General features: G+C 73.4%; 12 protein-coding genes. 8 read left to right on the top strand and 4 right to left on the bottom strand.

What is annotated here, in order from left to right:
- Positions 1 to 114: 114 nt before the first annotated feature.
- The 4 genes from UK82_RS33980 (at position 115) to UK82_RS08280 (ending at position 6,240) form a co-directional block, all read left to right on the top strand.
- Entirely contained in the window at positions 115 to 270 is a 156-nt protein-coding gene (locus UK82_RS33980; protein ID WP_173667251.1) for a hypothetical protein, read from the top strand.
- A gap of 68 nt (positions 271 to 338) precedes the next feature.
- Entirely contained in the window at positions 339 to 1,073 is a 735-nt protein-coding gene (locus UK82_RS08270) for an SDR family oxidoreductase (RefSeq protein WP_044884336.1), read from the top strand.
- Positions 1,074 to 1,302: 229 nt separating this feature from the next.
- Positions 1,303 to 2,874: a DUF2993 domain-containing protein gene (locus UK82_RS08275; protein WP_055406799.1), complete on the top strand. Its 1,572-nt coding sequence runs from the start codon at positions 1,303 to 1,305 to the stop codon at positions 2,872 to 2,874.
- 807 nt (positions 2,875 to 3,681) lie between these two features.
- Complete coding sequence (locus UK82_RS08280) at positions 3,682 to 6,240, top strand: FHA domain-containing protein (protein ID WP_044884334.1); 2,559 nt, start codon at positions 3,682 to 3,684, stop codon at positions 6,238 to 6,240.
- 205 nt (positions 6,241 to 6,445) lie between these two features.
- Here the strand turns inward: UK82_RS08280 and UK82_RS08285 are convergent, their stop codons facing one another.
- Positions 6,446 to 7,390 carry a DUF559 domain-containing protein gene (locus UK82_RS08285; RefSeq protein WP_052681004.1) on the bottom strand — a complete coding sequence of 315 codons (945 nt, stop codon included), beginning with the start codon at positions 7,388 to 7,390 and terminating at the stop codon, positions 6,446 to 6,448.
- 140 nt (positions 7,391 to 7,530) lie between these two features.
- Between UK82_RS08285 and UK82_RS33575 the strand changes: the two genes are divergently transcribed.
- Positions 7,531 to 7,695 (top strand): hypothetical protein, encoded by a 165-nt coding sequence (locus UK82_RS33575; RefSeq protein ID WP_157866925.1) that lies wholly within the window; start codon positions 7,531 to 7,533, stop codon positions 7,693 to 7,695.
- Between the two features lie 131 nt (positions 7,696 to 7,826).
- Here the strand turns inward: UK82_RS33575 and UK82_RS08290 are convergent, their stop codons facing one another.
- Positions 7,827 to 10,163: a protein kinase domain-containing protein gene (locus UK82_RS08290; protein ID WP_044884333.1), complete on the bottom strand. Its 2,337-nt coding sequence runs from the start codon at positions 10,161 to 10,163 to the stop codon at positions 7,827 to 7,829.
- 326 nt (positions 10,164 to 10,489) lie between these two features.
- On the opposite strand from UK82_RS08290, the gene UK82_RS08295 reads away from it, so the two are divergent.
- Positions 10,490 to 11,839 carry a hypothetical protein gene (locus UK82_RS08295; protein WP_055406800.1) on the top strand — a complete coding sequence of 450 codons (1,350 nt, stop codon included), beginning with the start codon at positions 10,490 to 10,492 and terminating at the stop codon, positions 11,837 to 11,839.
- A 415-nt stretch (positions 11,840 to 12,254) separates the two neighbouring features.
- Here the strand turns inward: UK82_RS08295 and UK82_RS08300 are convergent, their stop codons facing one another.
- A complete protein-coding gene (locus UK82_RS08300) occupies positions 12,255 to 13,472 on the bottom strand; it encodes an acyl-CoA dehydrogenase family protein (protein WP_044884331.1) in 1,218 nt (405 codons plus the stop codon).
- Between the two features lie 10 nt (positions 13,473 to 13,482).
- Positions 13,483 to 14,517, bottom strand: a complete 1,035-nt coding sequence (locus UK82_RS08305) for an Acg family FMN-binding oxidoreductase (protein ID WP_044884330.1) — start codon at positions 14,515 to 14,517, stop codon at positions 13,483 to 13,485.
- A gap of 250 nt (positions 14,518 to 14,767) precedes the next feature.
- Between UK82_RS08305 and UK82_RS08310 the strand changes: the two genes are divergently transcribed.
- Both UK82_RS08310 and UK82_RS08315 read left to right on the top strand, forming a co-directional pair.
- A complete protein-coding gene (locus UK82_RS08310; RefSeq protein WP_044884329.1) occupies positions 14,768 to 15,430 on the top strand; it encodes a hypothetical protein in 663 nt (220 codons plus the stop codon).
- 478 nt (positions 15,431 to 15,908) lie between these two features.
- The gene (locus tag UK82_RS08315) at positions 15,909 to 18,581 is read left to right on the top strand and encodes an ATP-binding domain-containing protein (RefSeq protein ID WP_055406801.1); all 2,673 of its coding nucleotides are present in this window, start codon (positions 15,909 to 15,911) and stop codon (positions 18,579 to 18,581) included.
- Positions 18,582 to 18,587: the final 6 nt, after the last annotated feature.

The following is an 18,587-nucleotide window of genomic DNA, read 5'->3' on the forward strand; positions in this document are numbered from 1 at the left end:
GAGGCCGCACCGTCCGACTAAACCCTCCGGGCCCTCCGGCTAAGCAGCGGGGCCTGGAGCGACTCGTGCGTCACACCCGGCTNGGCTACCCCGGATCGTGGGTAGGCAGACAGCATGGAGACCTTTGGCGCGGTCGTCATCGCTCTGCTTCTCCTGCTCATCCCCATGATCATCGTCAGTGCCGCGCTCGGGTGGGCCTACGCGCGCAGCGCGCCCCTGCGGGCCGCCAACGCGGCTTCGGCCGCCCGGGACGAGCGCGCCCGAACCTGAGCCGTCCCGCCGCGGCCGATCTGGCCATCCCCGACATCTCGCGGCGCCGCCTCGGCCAGGATGTGGGCATGAGCAGTACCGCGCCGCGCGAGCCGGATGCGTCCGAGCCGCCGACGCGCGGCCTCGTCGTGATCGGGCCGGGGACGAGCTTCGGCGTCGAGCTGGTGCGCCGGTACGGGCGGGAGGGCTTCGCGCTCGGGGTCGTCTCCCGCTCCGCCGACACCCTCAACCGGGTGCGCGACGCGCTGGCGGAGGAGGGGCTTATGGTGGCCGGCGCGGTCGCGGACGTCACCGACTCCACCGCGCTCGCCGGCGCGGTCGAGCGGGTGTCCGCCGAGATCGGCGGGCTCACCGTGCTCGTCTACAACGCCAAGCTCAGCATCCGCGGGGCCGCGCTCACGGTGGCGGCCGAGACGGTGAACCAGACGCTGGCGGTGAACGTCACCGGGGCGCTTGCCGCCGTGCAGGTGGCCGCCGGGCTGCTCGACGACCGGGTGGCAGCGACGATCCTGCTCACCACGGCGAGCCCGCGCACCGAACCGGTGGCCGGCCGCTTCGCTCTGGCCGTCGGCAAGGCGGGGCTGACCGCGCTCGCCGAGGCGCTGCGCCCGACGCTGGCCGCCCGCGGGATCCGGCTGCGCACGGTCGTCCTCGACGGGCGGGTGAGCCCGACGGGCCCGCTTCGTCCCGCCGAGGTCGCGGACCACTTCTGGCAGGCGTTCGCGGCGCCGCGCGGCGACGTGTTCCGCCTGGCACCGGTCAGACGGGACACCGCGGTGGCGCAGCTCCCGCTGGAGGTGTGAGCTGTGGGTACCGGACCGTACCGGACCAGCGCTGAAGGCGCCTGTTCCGGCTCGCTTCGGGTGAAGGTCGGTAATCCGACAAGCCTGATCCGGGAATGATCGGACCCGCGGGCCTGCCGGACGCGCGTAACGTGCGACGATCCGGCAGAGCTTGGTGCATGACAGCCGCCAGGCGGAAGACCACACAGCGACGGCGTGCTCCGGCGCGGTACTGGCAGGAGATGGTCCGGTGAACGACGGACGCGACGGTGACGGGCAGGCGGCGGACAGCACGCACGTGATGCCCGCCGACGGTAAGGGGACGCGGTCGGCGGGCGCGGCGCCGGCGGCGGGGCAGCGCGCTGCCCGACCGGGGGCGCCGTCCGGGCCGCCGCCGCCCGCCGAGTCGTTCCGGCCGTCGGGCCCGCCTCCGCCGGCCGACTCGTTCCGGCCGGTACGCCCGATGGACGCCGCCGCCTCCGGACCCCACGCCCGGCCCGTTCCCGCCGCCGGACCCACCGCCGCCGCCGGACCCACCGCTGCCACCGGTCGAGACGCCGACTCCCGATCGGGCGCCAGCTCGCGGCCGGGCGCTGACCCGCGATCGGGCGTCGGCTCCCGGCCGGGGGGCGATCAGCCCGCCGCCGCGCCGACGACGAGCACGGCGGCCGTGCGCCGTCGAGGTGAGGCCGGGCCCGGTTGGTCCGACCCGGAGGACGCCGCCGACGGCACGATGATCATCGGTCGGAGCGGCATCGCGGCCGCCGGCCAGCCGCAGCCGGGTTCGACCCGACCTGAGGATCCCCAGTCCGGGTACCCACAGACCGGGCATCAGCACTCCGGGCATCAGCAGTCCGGGTACGCGCAGTCCGGGCATCAGCAGTCCGGGTACGCGCAGCCCGGCTATGCCCAGACCGCCTATGACCAGTCCGGCTACGGACAGCAGCTTGCCCATGACCCGGGCTCCGGGGCGGCGATCGGCCAGGACGGGCCAGCCGGCGCCGGCGGGGCCTCCCGAGACGGGTTCGGCGCCGGCGGGCCGCCGGCCGGTGCCACCGCGGCCGCCGCGAAGCCGCCACGGCGGCGTCGGCGAGGTCGGCTGCTGGCGATCGTGCTGGTCGCGCTGGTCGTGTTGTTCGTCGTGGGCGACCGGGTCGGCGTGGTGATCGCCAAGGGGCAGATGCGCAAGCAGGTCGAGGCGTCCGTCGCCGAGAACCTCAAGCCCGGCGACCCGGTGCCGAAGGTGACGAGCGTGAGCATCGGCGGGTTCCCCTTCCTCACCCAGGTGCTGTTCGGCAAGTTCACCGACATCGGCGTCGGGATCGACGGCATCCCCACCCCCGGGCCGAAGATCTCCTCGGTGAAGGCGCATCTCAAGGGCGTGCACGTGCCGCTCGGGGACGCCCTCACCGACAACGTGGGGAAGGTCCCCGTCGACGACGTGCGGGCCACCGTCGGCATCACCTACGCCGACCTGAACGCCTTCCTCGCGAAGCAGGCGGTCAACTTCCAGGTCAAGCCGGTGGACGGCGGGAAGAAGGTCGAGCTGAGCGGCACCACCGACGCCCTCTTCGGGCTGGGTAGCACGCAGATCGGCGGTATCACCACGTTCGAGGTCAACGACAACCAGCTCACCCTGGTGCCGTCCGAGCTGTCGATCAAGGGCGGCCTGAACTTCAGCATCCCCTTCCAGTTCAAGGTCCCGATCCCGATCCCGGTGTCCGGGCTGCCGTTCCACCTGCGGATAGTCAAGGCGTCGACGAACGCCACCGGGCTGTCGCTCACCGCGACGGCCAAGGACGTCGTTCTTCCGGCATCCTGACCGGCCTGCCGATGACCATGCCCGCCCGGAACCCGATCTTCCCCGGGCGGGCATGATTCCGGCCACATTCCCGGTGCCGTCCCGGGCGGCGTCACCGGCCCGAGTGCGCGGGCGCCCGCCGCGTGGGCGCCGCCGCGGGCGTGGACCCGGTCCGTCCGCGGCCGTCCGGCTGCCCGCCCAGGCCGGGTGGGCGCGGGCCGGCCTGCCGCCGTCGCAGGGCACGCACCCAGGTATTTTCTGGACGCGAAGCGAGTGGCTGCGGTCGCGGTGGGGCCGTCATGTGAACCGGTTGTGCGCGGACGGTCAGGTGCTGGGAGCCGTCCGGGTCCCCCCTCGGTCGGATCGGCGACAGATACCACTCCCGAGGACCACCAGCCGGCATTCTCATAGGGTGCCGCACGGGAGTCGCGCGTCGTCACTGTCGCCCCCGTGGCACGGTCGCCGCGGTGGCGGCCCGACTGGGCCGACGGCGGAGAAGGTCCGTGCAGGACAGCCGGCATATCGAAGGATCAAGAGGCGGCAGGAAACCGAGAGATGTCCAGAGGTCGAATGCGACGGCGGGAACGCCGTTCGGCTGGCCGGTCAACCGTCACCCGGGGTGGATCAAGGTCATCCCTCGACGCTACGATCGGACTTCCGGCATGATCGGTCAGCCCGCGTGACCGCTCGGCGTGGCATCACCGGTCACCCCGGTGGCGCCGCTCGAAGCGGTGGCATCGCTCGGCTTGGTGACACGACCTGGCGTAGTTACAAGGTGGAGTTCGGCGGGACAACCCGGCCAGCGTCCCGTCGCGAAGGGGGAAACACGTGCAGACGACCTTCCTGAGAGTCGTCACCGAGGCCGGTGCGGCCACCGTGCCCGCCGAGGCCCAGTTCATCATCGGCCGTGCCCGGACCGCCGACTACGTCATCGCCGACAGCCGGGTCTCTCGCCGTCACCTCCTCCTCGAACAGGCCGGCAGCGGTTGGGTCGTCCGCGACATCAGCTCCAACGGCACCTGGATCGACGGGCAGCGGATGCCCGAGTCCGTCCCGGTACACGACGAGGTGCGGCTGCGGCTGGGGACCCCCACGGGCCCCGAGGTCGTCGTCCACCCCGAGTTCCCGCAGGGTCGCGGCCCGGTCGACGAGCCGGCCTACGACCCCGGCTACGACATGCAGACGATGCTGCCCAACGCCGCCGGCTACAGTCCGCCGCGGCCCACCTCGGGGCGGGGCAGCCGGGGCCACCAGGGGCCGACGAGCCCGGCGCAGCGCGGGCGTGACTACGACGACTACGACGACCGCCGCCGCGACGAGCGCGCCGGCGGCTCCACCAGCCTCGAGCAGGAGCACGAGCGGCGCACCACCTACCGCCTGCGCCAGGGCACGATGTCGATCGGCCGTGCTCGGGACAACGACATCGTCATCACCGACCTGCTCGCCTCCCGCCGGCACGCCGAGCTCTACATCGGCCGGTCGGGCCTGCAGATCGCCGACCTCGACTCGGCGAACGGCGTGTTCGTCAACGGCCGCCGGATCAACCGGACAGAGGTCGGCCAGGGCGACGTCATCGCCGTCGGTCACCACGTCTTCCAGCTCGAGGGCGACCAGCTCGTCGAGTACATCGACTCCGGCGACGTCAGCTTCGAGGCCGACGCCCTGAACGTCTGGGCCGGCCAGAAGCAGCTCATGCACGACATGACGTTCAAGCTGCCCGGTCGGGCGCTGCTCGGCGTCGTCGGGCCCTCGGGCGCCGGCAAGTCGACCCTGCTCAACGCCCTGACCGGGTTCCGGCCCGCGGACAAGGGGACCGTCCGCTACGCCGGCCGTGATCTGTACTCCGAGTACGACGAGCTGCGGCGCCGCATCGGCTACGTGCCGCAGGAGGACCTGCTGCACACCTCGCTCACCGTCCGCAAGGCCCTGGAGTACGGCGCCGAGCTGCGCTTCCCGCCGGACGTCACGAAGGTGGAGCGGCGCACCCGCGTCGACGAGGTCCTCGCCGAGCTCGGCCTCACCCAGCACGCGAACACCCAGGTGTCGCGGCTGTCCGGTGGCCAGCGCAAGCGGACGTCGGTGGCGCTGGAGCTGCTGACCCGGCCGACCCTGCTGTACTTGGACGAGCCGACCTCCGGTCTCGATCCGGGCATGGACAAGAACGTCATGGAGTCGCTGCGCAGCCTGGCGGACGACGGCCGGACGGTCATCGTGGTCACCCACAGCGTCGCCCAGCTCGACCTGTGCGACTACATCCTGGTCCTGGCTCCGGGTGGGTACGTCGCCTACTTCGGGCCGCCCCAGGACGCGCTGTCCTTCTTCGGTAAGCGCGACTACCCGGACGTCTTCCTCACCCTGGAGGCGACGCCGGGCGCCGAGTCGGCGGCTCGTTTCCGTAACTCGCGGTACTACGTTCCAGCGTCGATCACCGCCCCGTCGGCGCGGCCGGCGCCCGAGGAACTGCCCTCGCTGCGCCAGCAGTCGGTGGCTTCCCAGCTCGTCACGCTGAGTCGTCGAACCTTGGCCGTCGTGGCGTCGGACAAGTCCTACCTGCGGTTGATCATCGCGTTCCCGTTCCTGCTGGGGCTGATACCCAGAGCCATCGGCGGGAACTTCGAGCTGACCGCCGAGCAGGCCAAACAGTTCTCGCCGAACTCCGACGGCCCGACGATTCTGCTGATCATGGTGCTCTGTGCCTGTTTCATGGGCATGGCGAACTCGGTTCGCGAGATCGTCAAGGAACGGGCGATCTATCGCCGGGAGAGAGCCATCGGCCTGTCCCGTACGGCGTACATCGGGTCGAAGGTCCTCGTCCTGATCCTGATCACGGTGGCGCAGTCGATCCCGTTCACGTTGATCGGGCTGGCCGGGCGAACACCCAAGGCGGGGCTCATCCTCGGCAACTCGCTGCTGGAGATGCTCATCGCAGTGATCGTGGTGTCGCTGGCCTCGGCGATGCTCGGTCTGGTGATCTCGGCGCTGGTCGACAACGCCGACAAGACGATGCCCCTGCTCGTCCTGATCACGATGGCCCAGTTGATCTTCAGTGGTGGCATCGTGCCGGTCAAGGGCACCGCCGGTCTGGAGCAGGTCGCCTACATCGCGCCGGCGCGCTGGGGGTTCGCGTCGATGTCGTCGATCGCCGACATGAACCGCATCACCCTCGCCGGAGTGCTGCGCCCGGACGGCTCCAAGAAGCTGATCAATCCGAAGGCCGTCGTCGACCCGTTCTACGACCACACCGCGTCGGCCTACCTCACCGACATCATCGCCGGCGCCGCGATCGGCATCCTCTTCATCATCATCGTCTCGATGCTGATCCGCCGCATGGACCCCAAGACCGTCAAGCGCGCCCCCGCCACCCCCGTCAGCGGCCCCCCGCGCTAGCCCGTCGCCGCCGCGGTGCCGCGCCCCGCCCCGCCCCGCCTCCCTGGGGCGGTGTGCATGGGAGCGGCGCCACCTGTCTCTTCTGTAGGGATAAATCGGGTGCCGAACCCTACAGAAGAACCATGGAGGCGCTCTCCCACGCATCCGCCGCCGACGCCCCCTCCGCGGCCGGTCCGGAGCCGCTCGCGCCCGGGTGGCTCGCGCCCTAGGCGGTGCCGCCGCGGCGGGCGGCGTCGCGCAGCGCGGCGGTGACGGTCGCCGTCAAGCGCCGCGACCCGACGGTCACATCCCGCCAGGTGAACCGTAGGACCTCCCAGCCAAGCCGCACCAGCTCGTTCTGGCGAGAACGGTCGCGATGCAGGGCCTCCGGCTCACCATGGGGACCGACGCCATCAGCCTCGATCGCCAGCCGGGCTGACGGCCAAGCGAAGTCGAGCCGGGCGACGAGACGGCGAGTCATCGGGTCGTGGACCGGCCACTGCAGTTCCTCGGGCAGCAGCCCGGCATCGCCGAGCAGAAGCCGCAGGCGTGTCTCGAGCGGAGATTCCGCCCGCCCGTCGATCAGCGTCCACCAGTGCCGGGCGCGGCCACCATGTCGGCGAGCCTCCACCCGGCCTCGTAGGCCGAGCAGGTCGCCCTCGGTCATCAGTCGCCCTTGCAGCATGGCGTCGAGCACGCAGACGAACACCTCCCGCTCGCACAGAAGCGCGAGATCCTCGAGCGTCCGAGGGACCGAGCTGACACGCAGACCAGCGAGATCGACGGCCTCCGAGTCGCCCAGTGTCATCCGGTGCCGGCGGTAACCGCGCCGCTGGCGGTACCCGTCGGCACCGGGCAGGGCGACGTCCACCGGTTCCTCCGGCCGGCGCAGGAGGAGCCCGGGCAGACCGTGTAGTCGGGCGGCGGTCAGCCCGCAGATCGTGCCGCCGCCGACGGCGACAAGCGCCCGCGCGTGGGCTCGTAGTTCGTCGCGGACGGGTGGGACGACCAGGGCTCCGCGGATCGGTGACGTCCAACCGTGCTGACTTCGTCGCAGCGCGATCGCGCCATGCGACATGCCGAGCTGGCGAGCCTGCTCCCGAGTGACGACATCATCCTGCCGCCGGGCGAGTTCGACAACCTTCTCGTACTTCTCGTACGCCTGAACCATCTCTCGAGTCTCGACCCGGATTACCCGACCGCGATGGTCTGAAACGGCCGGTGTGGACAACCGATGGCCGGTGTGGACAACTTCGGTGTCCGGCCGGCCTGTCTCGCCCCTGGGGTGCTTTCGGCGGTGGCTTGTGTCGAATGGAGTCCGGTGGCGAGGTCGACGATCTGGCCTCGCCGGGGCGGGTGCGGTTCGCTCTCGACGGCAGCCGGCGCTTCGAGGACGCCGTGGTTCTTCGCTGGCCGCGCCCCACCTGGCAGTCACCTGATGGGACGGTGCGCGGCCACTCGCCGGTCGCGTCCTGACGCCGGGCCTGACGCCGGGCCTGACGCCGGGCCTGACGCCGGCCGGCAGGCCCGCGCCCAGGCCCCTGCCGCCGACTACGCCGGCGCGACCTTGCCGTCCGGCAAGTGGGACTGGGTCAGGCCGGCGTCGGTCAGCCGGCGTTCCAGCGGGCGTGGCCGTTGAAGCCGCCGAGGGTGGTGAGCTGGCGGTCGCCGGCGGTGGGGTCGTTCGGGTTGAGGATGAAGAGCTGGCGGGCGTTGGGGTTGGTGGGGTCGCGCTGGCCGGAGAAGACGATGCGGCCGTCGGGGCCGAAGGCGGGGTCCTGGTCGTCGCCGCGCGCGTGGGTGAGCTGGCGGACGTCGGAGCCGTCCGAGTTCATCTCGAAGATCTCCAGGTCGCCGTTCTGCCGCCGGGTGAACGCGATCTTGTCGCTGTCCGGTGACCAGACCGGGTCGGAGTCCGTGGTGAGCGTGTCGTTGATGACCGGCGTCGCCTCGGCGTTGGGCTGCACCGGGATCACCACGATGAACCCGCGGTCGCCACCGGTCTTGTTGGACCAGTAGGCGATCCGCTCGCTGTCCGGCGACCAGGCCGGGTCGGTCGCCTGCGGCTTCGCGTTGAGTCGTTGGACGCTCGAGCCATCCAACTTGACCACGTACAGGCCGAGGTTCGGCGCGCCGGTCCCGTCGGTGCTCGAGCGGACGACCAGGAAGTTGCTGTCCGGGGAGAGGGACGGCCGGGCGTCGTTGGCGATCGTCAGCTTCGCTGCCGGGCCGGAGGTGAACAGTTGCACGGGCTTGCCGGTGCCGTCGGCGGCGATCGCCTGCAGCGTGTTCGGGCTGCCCTTCTTGAAGAAGACGACCGTCTTCCGGTCACCGGAGATCGCCGGCAGCATGTCGTTGTCCGGGCCGGTGAGCAGCGGCTTGTCGTTCTGGAGGCCGCCGTCGCCGGTGACGTCGCCCCGGAACAGGTCGTAGTTGCCGTTGCGGTTGGAGGCGTAGACGAGGGTGTCGCGGCTCAGCGGCTCGGCCGAGCGGGGCAGCGTGAACGCCGCGGGCTGCGCCGGCGCTGTCGTGCCGGTAGCCGGCTTCACCTGGGCGCCGGAGTCGTTGGCTTTGTCGTCGCCGCCGGAGCTCAGGGCGAGGATGCCGGCAAGGATCGCGCCGACCACGACCACGCCGCCGCCGACGAGCAGCGGCACGCGGTTCCCACGGCTGCGGGCGCCCGCACCGGGCGGCGCACCAGGACCGCCGCTCCCGCCGATCCCGCCACTCCCACCGGGCCCACCCGGCCAGGAGGGGCCACCCGGCTCGGCGCCGACCCGGGTGGGGGACTGGCCGGCGACGGTCCCGTCGCCCGCCGGCCGCGGCTGCGCCGGAGCGCCGAGGCCGGTCGGCAGCCGGGTCGGGGCGTCGGGGTCGGCGGTGTACCCGGCGGCACCCGCCCCCGCTCCCGCCGTCCCTGCCCTCGCCGCCGCGGCGGCTACCCCGCGCCCGCCGACGTCCGCCGCCGGTCCGGTGCCCACCGCGCCTGCGGTCGGGTTTCCCGTGCCCGGGCCGGTGGCGCCGGGGGCGGGCAGGTTCCAGCCCTGCAGGACGTTGGTGACGTCCTGCGGGTCGACCGCGGCGGCGGCGTCCGGTCCGGTGCCGGCGGGGTCGCCGAGCAGGCGCAGCATGAGCTGCTGCGCGCTCGGCCGGGTGGTCGGGTCCTTGCGCATGGCGAGCCAGACGATCGGGCGCAGGGCCGGGTCGACGTCGTCGAGGCGCGGCTCCTCGTGCAGCGCCCGGTAGAGCAGCACCTGGGCGGAGGCGTCGCCGAACGGGTAGTGCCCGGTGGCGGCGAAGGCGACCAGGCCGCCCCACGCCCAGATGTCCACCGCGGAGGTGATCGGCTGGCTCTCGATCTGCTCGGGGGACATGAACGCGGGCGTGCCGAGCTGCTGCAGGTCGCCGGTCAGGCCGCTGCCGGCGTCCACGGCCCGGGCGATCCCGAAGTCGATCACCCGGGGGCCGAAGGGGGAGAGGATGACGTTGGCCGGCTTGAGGTCGCGGTGCACGATCCCGGCGCTGTGGATGGCGGTCAGCGCCGCGGCGACGCCGACCGCGAGCTGCTCCAGGTTGGCGTCGGCGAGCGGGCCGTTGCGCTGGACGTAGCGCGCCAGCGTCTCGCCCTCGATGAACTCGGTGACGAGGTAGGGCCATTCGGCGTCGGGGTCGGCGTCGAGGACCTCGGCGGTGCAGACCCGGGCGACGCGCCGGGCCGTCTCCGCCTCCAGCCGGAACCGGGCCCGGAACTCGGGGTTGCCGACCGCCTCCGTCCGGATCACCTTGATCGCGACGAGCCGGCCCTTCTCCGAGCGTCCCAGGTAGACCATGCCCATGCCGCCCTGGCCGAGCTTGCCCAGCAGCGTGTACGAGCCGAGCTCGCGGGGGTCGTCCGGGCCGAGCGGAACGGCGCGCGCCGCCACATCAGCATCCGATGACGCCATCGACCTGTACCCCTGCCTGCCGCGTGTCGACCGCGGTCCGGGCGGGGCGACGCGCTGGGCGCGGGCCCGCCGGTGTCGCGCACCGACCCTTGATCGATCATGGTGTCCCCGACCCGCCGGCACGGCGGATCACGTGGGAAAATCTTAGGTGAGTGTCCCCTGTTGCAGGACTGTCGGGGCTCCGACTCCCCTTACGGACTGGTTGTCAGCGGATTGACAGGGTTCGCACCGGTCTCGGACGGCTCTCCGCGCCCCGGATGTGTCACTGTCGTGGCAACGAGATCTTGACGCGAGGGCGAGATCTGGACATGAGGGAAAGGCACCGTATGGCGAGGACGGCCGGCCGCGTCGCCCGGGTTACCGGCGCGCTGGGCTGCGCGGCGGCGCTGCTGGCCCTGGCCGCCTGCTCGGACGGCGACCACCGCGGCGACGGCGGGGCCGCCCGCTCGGCCACGCCGACCGGCGGCCCCGGGGCGACGGCGGCGCCGGTGTGGGGATTCGCCAGCGTCACCGCGACCGGCAGCTCAGGGAGCGCTCCCACGGCGATCCCGGCGGCGCAGAGTGCGGGGAGCTGGCGCACCGCCGGCGGGTCGAGCAGCGCTGCCGCGCAGGTCACGGTCGTGCGGCGGCAGCCGGGCGGCTACCGTGTCACCTTCCCCGGCATCGCCGTGGCCGCCGGGCGCGGCGCCGCGATCGTGACCGCGCTGGACCCGGCCGCGGCCGTTGTCGAGACCACCGCGCCGGTCGTCTCCTGCCACGTCGTGGGCTGGGGCGCCGCTGGCCGGGACGAGCAGGTCGACCTGACCTGCCGCGACGCCGCGGGGGCGCCGGTCGATTCCGCCTTCAGCGCGCTGTTCACCCAGGTGCCGGACACCGCGTCCCTGACCTCGACCCCGCCCGCGTCCCCGGGCACCCTGTCCCCGGTCACCGCGTCCCCGGTCACCGCGTCCCCGTCGCCGTCGTCGGGCGGGGCGTACGCCTACCTCCGGTCCGACGCCGCGTCGGCCGCCACCTCCCGCCCGACGAACGCCTACAGCGTCAGCGGGCCGGGCACGATCGAGGTCCACCGGGTCGGCGCCGGGCACTACACGATCGACCTGACCGGGCCTGCGTTCGCGAAGAACGGCAACAACCTCCAGGTCAACGCGATTGGCGATGGTCCCGTCGGGTGCAACGCCCTTGGCCGGGTGGTGAAGAAGGACCGCCAGTCGGTGTTCGTCGGCTGCGCGCGTGGGTCGGTCTGGACGGACAGCCCGTTCGTGCTGCTCTACACCAGCGGCCACGCGCTCATCCCGACCGGCGCGGCCAGCTTCGGCCACGCGTTCACCGGTGTCCTCCGCCCGGGCGGGCCGATCCAACAGGTCCCGCCGGGCCCGCCGGTGAACGCCTGGGCCTGGTACTCGGCGAACAGCACCGGGGCCACGAACCAGATCAGTCGGGTCGGGGTCGGCCGCTACCGGGTGATCTTCCCCGGAGTCTCGCGGACCCCGCATGCGCTTCAGGTGACCCCCTACGGCGAGCCCACCGCTCGCTGCGCTGCGAACGAACTCCCGGTCGCCGCCGGCGCGCCCACGGCCGTCACGGTGGCCGTGCGCTGCGTCGACGCCGCCGGGCGCCCCGCCGACAGCTACGCCAGTGTCGCCTACGTCAGCGCCCCCGGCCCCACGACTCCCTGACCACCCTGCTCAAACCGCGAAGCCCAGGCCGAAGCCGCAGCGGCCGTCCGCCCTGCCTGTCCAGAGGGATAAACCCGACACGAAAGCCTCCGGATGAGCCGGACAAGGCGGAGCACGATGACGATCCCGGGCGGCGATGTCCCCGGGCGGCGATGTTCCCGGGCGGCGATGTTCCCGGGCGGCGATGTTCCCGGGCGGCGGTGGCCCCCGATCTCCCCGGTGTCCCCGGGGACACCGCGGTGGTCGGCGCCCCCGGGACCCCCCGAGTCGGGACCGGGCCGCCGCCGGCGGGCCAGTGACGCCCCCGAACGTCGGGCGCCGCCGTGAGCGACCCGGTCTGGTCCGATCAAACCGCCACGTGACCGTGCAGACCCCGTATCTCGGCGGCTTTCGGAGAAATGACCCCGATGCGAGGTCAGGCGATGTGCAGGCCGGAGATCGCCCGGGCGATGACGAGCCGCTGGATCTCCGACGTGCCCTCGAAGATCGTGTAGATCTTGGAGTCGCGGAACATCCGCTCGACGGGATGGTCGCGGCTGTAGCCGGCGCCACCGAGGATCTGCACCGCCTTCTCCGTCGCCCACACCGCGACCTCGCTGGCCTTCAGCTTGCTCATCGAGCCCTCGCCGGCCTCGAACGGCCGGCCGCTGTGGCCCATCCAGGCGGCCCGCCAGATGAGCAGCCGGGCCGCGTCGATCTCCATCCGCATGTCGGCGAGCGCGAAGGCGATCGCCTGGTTGGTGATGATCGGCCGGCCGAACTGCTCACGCCCGCGGGCATAGTCCAGGGCGTACTCGTACGCGGCGCGCGCGATGCCGATGGCCTGGGCGCCGACGATCGGCCGGGTGACCTCGAAGGTCGCCAGCGCCGCCTGGCCGGAGGCGCGCCGGCCGGCACGGGCGGCGGCGAGGCGCTCGTCGAGCCGCTCCCGGCCGCCGAGCAGGCAGCGCCCCGGGACGCGCACGTCGTCGAGGAACACGTCCGCGGTATGCGAGGCCCGCAGGCCCAGTTTGCGGATCTTGCGGGACGCGGTGAGCCCGGGCGTGCCCGGCGGGACGACGAACGCCGCCTGGCCGCGCGAGCCCAGCTCCGGGTCCACCGAGGCGACGACGACGTGGACGGCGGCGATGCCGCCGTTGGTGATCCACGCCTTCTGGCCGCTCAGGATCCATTCGTCGGTGGCGGGGTCGTGGCGGGCCCGCACCCGCATGGCCGACACGTCCGAGCCGGCGCCCGGCTCCGAGACGCAGAACGCCGCCACCTTCGGGTCGCTCGCGTCGCCGAAGCACTGCGGCGCCCACTCGCCGATCTGCTCCGGGGTGCCGGCGGAGACGATGCCGGCGACACCGAGTGTCGTGCCCATGATCGACATGCCGATCCCGGCGTCGCCCCAGAACAGCTCCTCGGACAGCAGCGGCAGCGACAGACCGGTGGGATCCGCCCACAGCGTGGCCAGGGCGTCGAAGTCGTACAGACCGATCTTCGCCGCCTCCTGGATGATCGGCCACGGCGTCTGCTCGCGCTCGTCCCAGTCCGACGCCGCGGGGCGGACCACGTCGGCGGCGAAGCCGTGCACCCAGGAACGCAGCTCCCGCTGCTCGTCGCTCAGGTCGAGCCCGAACCCCCCGCTCATCGGCGCCGCGTCAGGTGCGCTCGTCGGAGCCGGCGACGTCGAGGACGTCGTCGACCCGCCGCCGCGGGGTCGGGTCGAGCGGCTCGGTACCCGATGCCAGGTAGCCGGCTCGCAGGATCATCTGGACGTGCCCCAGCCCGCCGGTGGCCGCGCGGAACTGCTCGCGCATGCCCTCGACGTCGATCGCCTGCGACATGGGCGACGTCGCGAGGTTGAGCGCCGTCGCGGTGAGCAGCACCCGCTGCATCGCCTCGCCGGCCCGCAGCCGGTCGGCGGTGGTGTCCGCCTCGGTGCCGATCAGCAGGATGCCGGGACGCTCCACGTCGTGCTCCTGCAGCAGCGTGCCGGCCTGGCCGACCACGTCGAGGTCACGCATCGGGAACTCGGACTGGCGAGGCGCGTCGGAGTGGACGACCGCGCTGCGGGGAATGCCGTCGGCGGCCGGCGCCGTCCGGCTCCACGACGCCAGCTCCTTGCGGTAGTCGTCGTTGTGCACCTCGATCCAGTCCGCCCGCGAGAGCAGGACGCTGACCTGGACCCGCAGGTCCGGATCGGTCGGCGCGGTGAGCCAGGCGCCGTGCGCCTCGGCCGCCTCGCGCAGCCGGGCGACGGCCTCGTCGGACAACGGGCGCTCGGCGAAGGGGCGGCGGTCGGTGTGCCGGCGGGGGATGGCCTCGACGAGGGCCCGCTCGGTGTCGTCCGCTGGCCGCTGCCCGACGACCGTGACGGTGGCCAGGGGCTTCGAGCGGAAGTCGTCGCCGTCCGGTAGGAGCTCGACGGCCGGTTCCAGGCCGCGGACCCGCAGCGCCAGCAGGGCGTTGCACAGCGCCGCGCCACAGCTCAGCAGGAGCTGCCGCCCCTCGGGGTCGGCGATGTCGAGCTGGCGGGAGCTGTCGGCGAGGAGGGTGAGCCCGTCCGCTTCGAGCCGCCACAGCCAGGGCTGGGTGTTGTGGATGGAGGGCGCCGCAGCGGCCGCCGCGACCACCTCTCGGGCCAGGCCGGGCGACAACGGCAGCGATGCGGACCGCTCTGCATCGGTGGGCATGTCAGCCTCCCTTCTCCTCAAGTATCTACCCCCAGCCTGAGGGACGGTCGCGTTCGGGGCATGCGCCGACCGGAACCCACGGGTCGGGACCGACGGCCGGGCCGAGGGAGTCGAGTGGCACGTGTCCCGCACCTCACCTGCACTGCTGGTACCGACAGAAAGCCGACGAATCGTTCCCCCAGGTGGCAGCGGGTGGCCACCGGCCGGCAGCGCCGGAGTGGGCGCGGGGGAGCACGGGTAGTTCCTGTGCATGGTTGGAACTGACCCTGAGGCGGTGGTCGCCGAGCTGCTCGCCCGCCACGGGCGGACGTACGCCGACGAGATCGGCGCCGACGTGCCGGCCGACACCGCCGAGGCGATGTTCCGGCTGACCGTCTTCGCCCTGCTCGCCAGCGCCCGCATCCGGACCGCGGCGGCGGTCCAGGCCACCTGCGCGCTCATGGACGCGGGCTGGACCGATGCCGCGTCGATGGCCGAGGCGACCCGGGAGGAACGCACGGGGGTCCTGCACCGCAACGGCTACGCCCGCTACGACGAGAGCGCCTCCCGTCAGCTCGGGGACGCCAGCGGCTACCTGTCGGACACCTACGACGGCGACATCCGGCACCTGCGCGAGGCCGCGGACCACTCCCCGGACCGCGAGCGCGCGCTGCTACAGAAGATCAAGGGCATCGGCCCGGTGGGGGCCGACATCTTCCTGAGCGAGGCCCAGGCCGGCTGGGACGAGCTCGTCCCCTACCTCGACGAACGGGTGCGCCGCACCGCCGGCGAGCTCGGGCTGCCGACCAGCCCGCAGCTGTTCCTGGACCTGGCCGACCGCGGCGACCTGCCCCGGCTGGTCGCCGCGCTGGTCCGGGTGCGGCAGGAGCGCGACATCGGCGACCTGCGCGAGTCGGCCTCCGACCACTCCTGACCCCCGTTTGGCGCAGCCCAGACGGATGGGTGGCGGGACGTCCGGGGCCGACGTCCGTAACCTGGAACACGCGTCGGCGCGGCGTTGCAGCCACCGTGGCCCGGGTACGGTTTCGGGACGCTGTCGCCGTCGTGGTCGTCTGCCCGCCCGATCCGCCCGATCCGCCCGGTCGTGTTCGAGTGGGCTCCGCGGCGGGCCGGGAAGGTTCGCGGGGAAGGTGCTGTTACCTTCCTGGATCACCGGTCCGCGCCCGGCAGGTAGCCAGGTCGGGCCGCGGTCAGCGGTCGGCCGACCGGCGGTCGCCGTCCGCGGCGGCGTGGCCGGATCGGCTGCCGGGGCGGTCCCCGCACCGGGCGTCGAGCCTCGCCGGGACGCCGCGGGCAGGTCGGCGCAGCGGTGTGCCGCCGCGGGCCGACCCGCCGGCGGGGCCCCCGAGCCGACCAGCCATCGAACCCGATTCCGACCGGGAGGAGCGCCGGTGCAGACCATGCAGGATGTCGAGCGCGCCCGCGAACAGGCATACCTGGACACGCTGTACACCCGCCTGGACGAGGTCCGGGAGATCACCCGGGAGCAGCTACGCGGGGTGCTGCTCGACGTCGGCACCGGCACCCCGCAGTCGATCGTCGAGCGGGACGTGTTCGCCGCGGCGCACGCCGACCGGCTCGCCCGCCTCGACGCCGCCGAGGGCCGGCTCTGCTTCGGCGCGATGGACCACGACGACGGCCGGCGCACCTACATCGGGCGCATCGGCCTGTCCGACAGCGAGCAGGAGCCCATCCTCGTCGACTGGCGCGCCCCCGTCGCCACGGCCTTCTACCGGGCGACCCTCGCCGACCCGCAGGGCCTCGTCCGCCGCCGGCACCTGCGCACCCGGGGGCGGGAGGTCACCGGGATCGCGGACGACCCGTTGGGGCCGCTCGGGGCGGCGCCGGACGGCGCGGTGGCGCCGTCCGGCGACTCGATGCTGCTGGAGACTCTCGCGGCGCCGCGCACCGGGCGCATGCACGACATCATCGCGACCCTGCAGGCCGAGCAGGACCGCATCATCCGCGCCCGGGCGAACGGCATCCTCGTCGTCGACGGTGGTCCGGGGACCGGCAAGACGGCGGTGGCGCTGCACCGCGCGGCCTACCTGCTCTACAACGACCGGGCCCGACTCGACCAGTCCGGCGTGCTGATCGTCGGGCCGAGCCCGGTGTTCCTGCGGTACATCGACCAGGTGCTGCCGTCCCTCGGCGAGACCGGCGTGGTCTTCGCGACCCCCGGGCGGCTGTTTCCCGGGGTCGACGCCACCGCCGACGAACCGGTCGAGGTCGCCACTCTCAAGGGCGACCCGCGGATGGCCGAGGTCGTCGCCGGGGCGGTGCGGGACCGCCAGCGCCTGCCCCGGCAGGAGCTGGTGATCAACTATGACGACCACGTGCTGCGGCTCGGCCAGGAGACCGTCGCCCGTGCCCGCACCCGGGCCCGCCGCAGCCGCCGTCCGCACAACTCGGCCCGGCGGGTCTTCCTGCGCGAGCTGCTGGCCGAGCTCACCACGCAGGTGGTCCGTCAGATCCGCGGCGGCCTGCTCGACGCCGACGAGCGCGGGCAGATCACCCGCGACCTGTGGGCGGAGGAGGAGATCCGGGCGGTCCTCGACGGGCTGTGGCCGCTGCTGACGCCGCAGCAGCTCATCGGCGACCTGTTCAGCGACTCGGCCGCGCTGGCCCGGGCGGCGGGCAACCGCCTCACGCCGGGCGAGCGTGCCCTGCTGCAGGATCTGCCCCCGGCCGTCGATCTGGCCCGACCCGGCCGGGCGCTGTCCGGTGCCGACGCGCCGCGGATGATCCGGTCCGGCGGGGTCGCCGGCCCGCGGGCGGCGGACGAGGACGATGCCGACGACCTGTTCGCCGCGGCGAACCTGCTCCCGACCGCCGCCGGCGCCGGCCCGAACGGCGCCCCTCCGGACGATCGTGGCCGGGCGGGCGATCGGGCGGGCGATCGGGCGGGCGTGGATCCCGCCGGTCACGCGGGCCGGATTCCGGCCCCACGGACCGGTGACCCGACCGTCGGCGCCGACCTGGCGGCCGCTCGGCGGGGCGCCGGCGGGGAGCGCCGCTGGACGCCGGCGGACGTGCCGCTGCTCGACGAGGCGGCCGAACTGCTCGGTGACCCCGAGGAGGAGGCGGGCCTCGAGGCCGCCCGGCGCGCCGAGCGGGAACGGGCGGAGGAACGCGAGTACGCCCGCGGCGTGGTCGACATGCTGGGCCTGGACGGGCAGGTCGACGCGGCGGCGCTCGCCGACCGCTGGTCCGGTCCGCGGGTGCGGCGCAGCGCCGCCGAGCACGCCCGCGCCGACCGTGGCTGGGCGTTCGGCCATCTGATCGTCGACGAGGCCCAGGAGGTCTCCCCGATGCTGTGGCGGCTGCTGTGGCGCCGCTGCCCCGGGCGGACGGCCACCCTCGTCGGTGACCTGGCCCAGACCGCCCGGCCGGGCGCGCCGACGAGCTGGGCGGAGCTGCTGGCACCGGTGGTCGACGAGCGGTTCACGGTGGAGCGGCTCAGCGTCAACTACCGCACCCCGCAGGAGATCATGGATGTGGCCGCGGAGGTCCTGCGCGCGCAGAACCCGAGCCTGACCGCGCCGGTGTCGGTCCGCGCGGTGGGCCACCGCCCCACGGCGGTGCGGGTCGGCGAGGTCGCCGTCGAAGACGTCCCCGGGCTCGCGCGGCTGCTGGGGGACGCGCCGTCCCCCGCGAACGAGCCGTCCGCGTCGCTGCTGGCCGCCGTCGCACACGCCGCCAGGCGGGAGGCGGCGGCGGCCGACACCGGCCGCGTGGCCGTGATCGCCCGGCCCCGCGACGTGCTGGTCCTGCGGGCCGCGCTGATGGCCCTGCTGCCGGACCTGGCCGTCGTCCCGGACTCGGTTGATCCGGCGAGCGCCGCCGGCAACGCGTTGGATGCGCCGGTCGCGGTGCTCAGCGTGGCGGAGACCAAGGGGCTGGAGTTCGACGCGGTGGTGCTCGTCGAACCGGCCGCGCTGCTCACCGAGCCGACGCGGGGCCTCGCCGACCTGTACGTCGCGCTGACCCGGGCCACCCGCTCCCTCAGCGTCGTCTACTCCGGCGAGCTCCCGCCGGTGCTGGGCGGCCTCGACCTGGAATGACCGGAC

Source organism: Frankia sp. ACN1ag (assembly GCF_001414035.1).
Lineage (GTDB): Bacteria > Actinomycetota > Actinomycetes > Frankiales > Frankiaceae > Frankia > Frankia torreyi.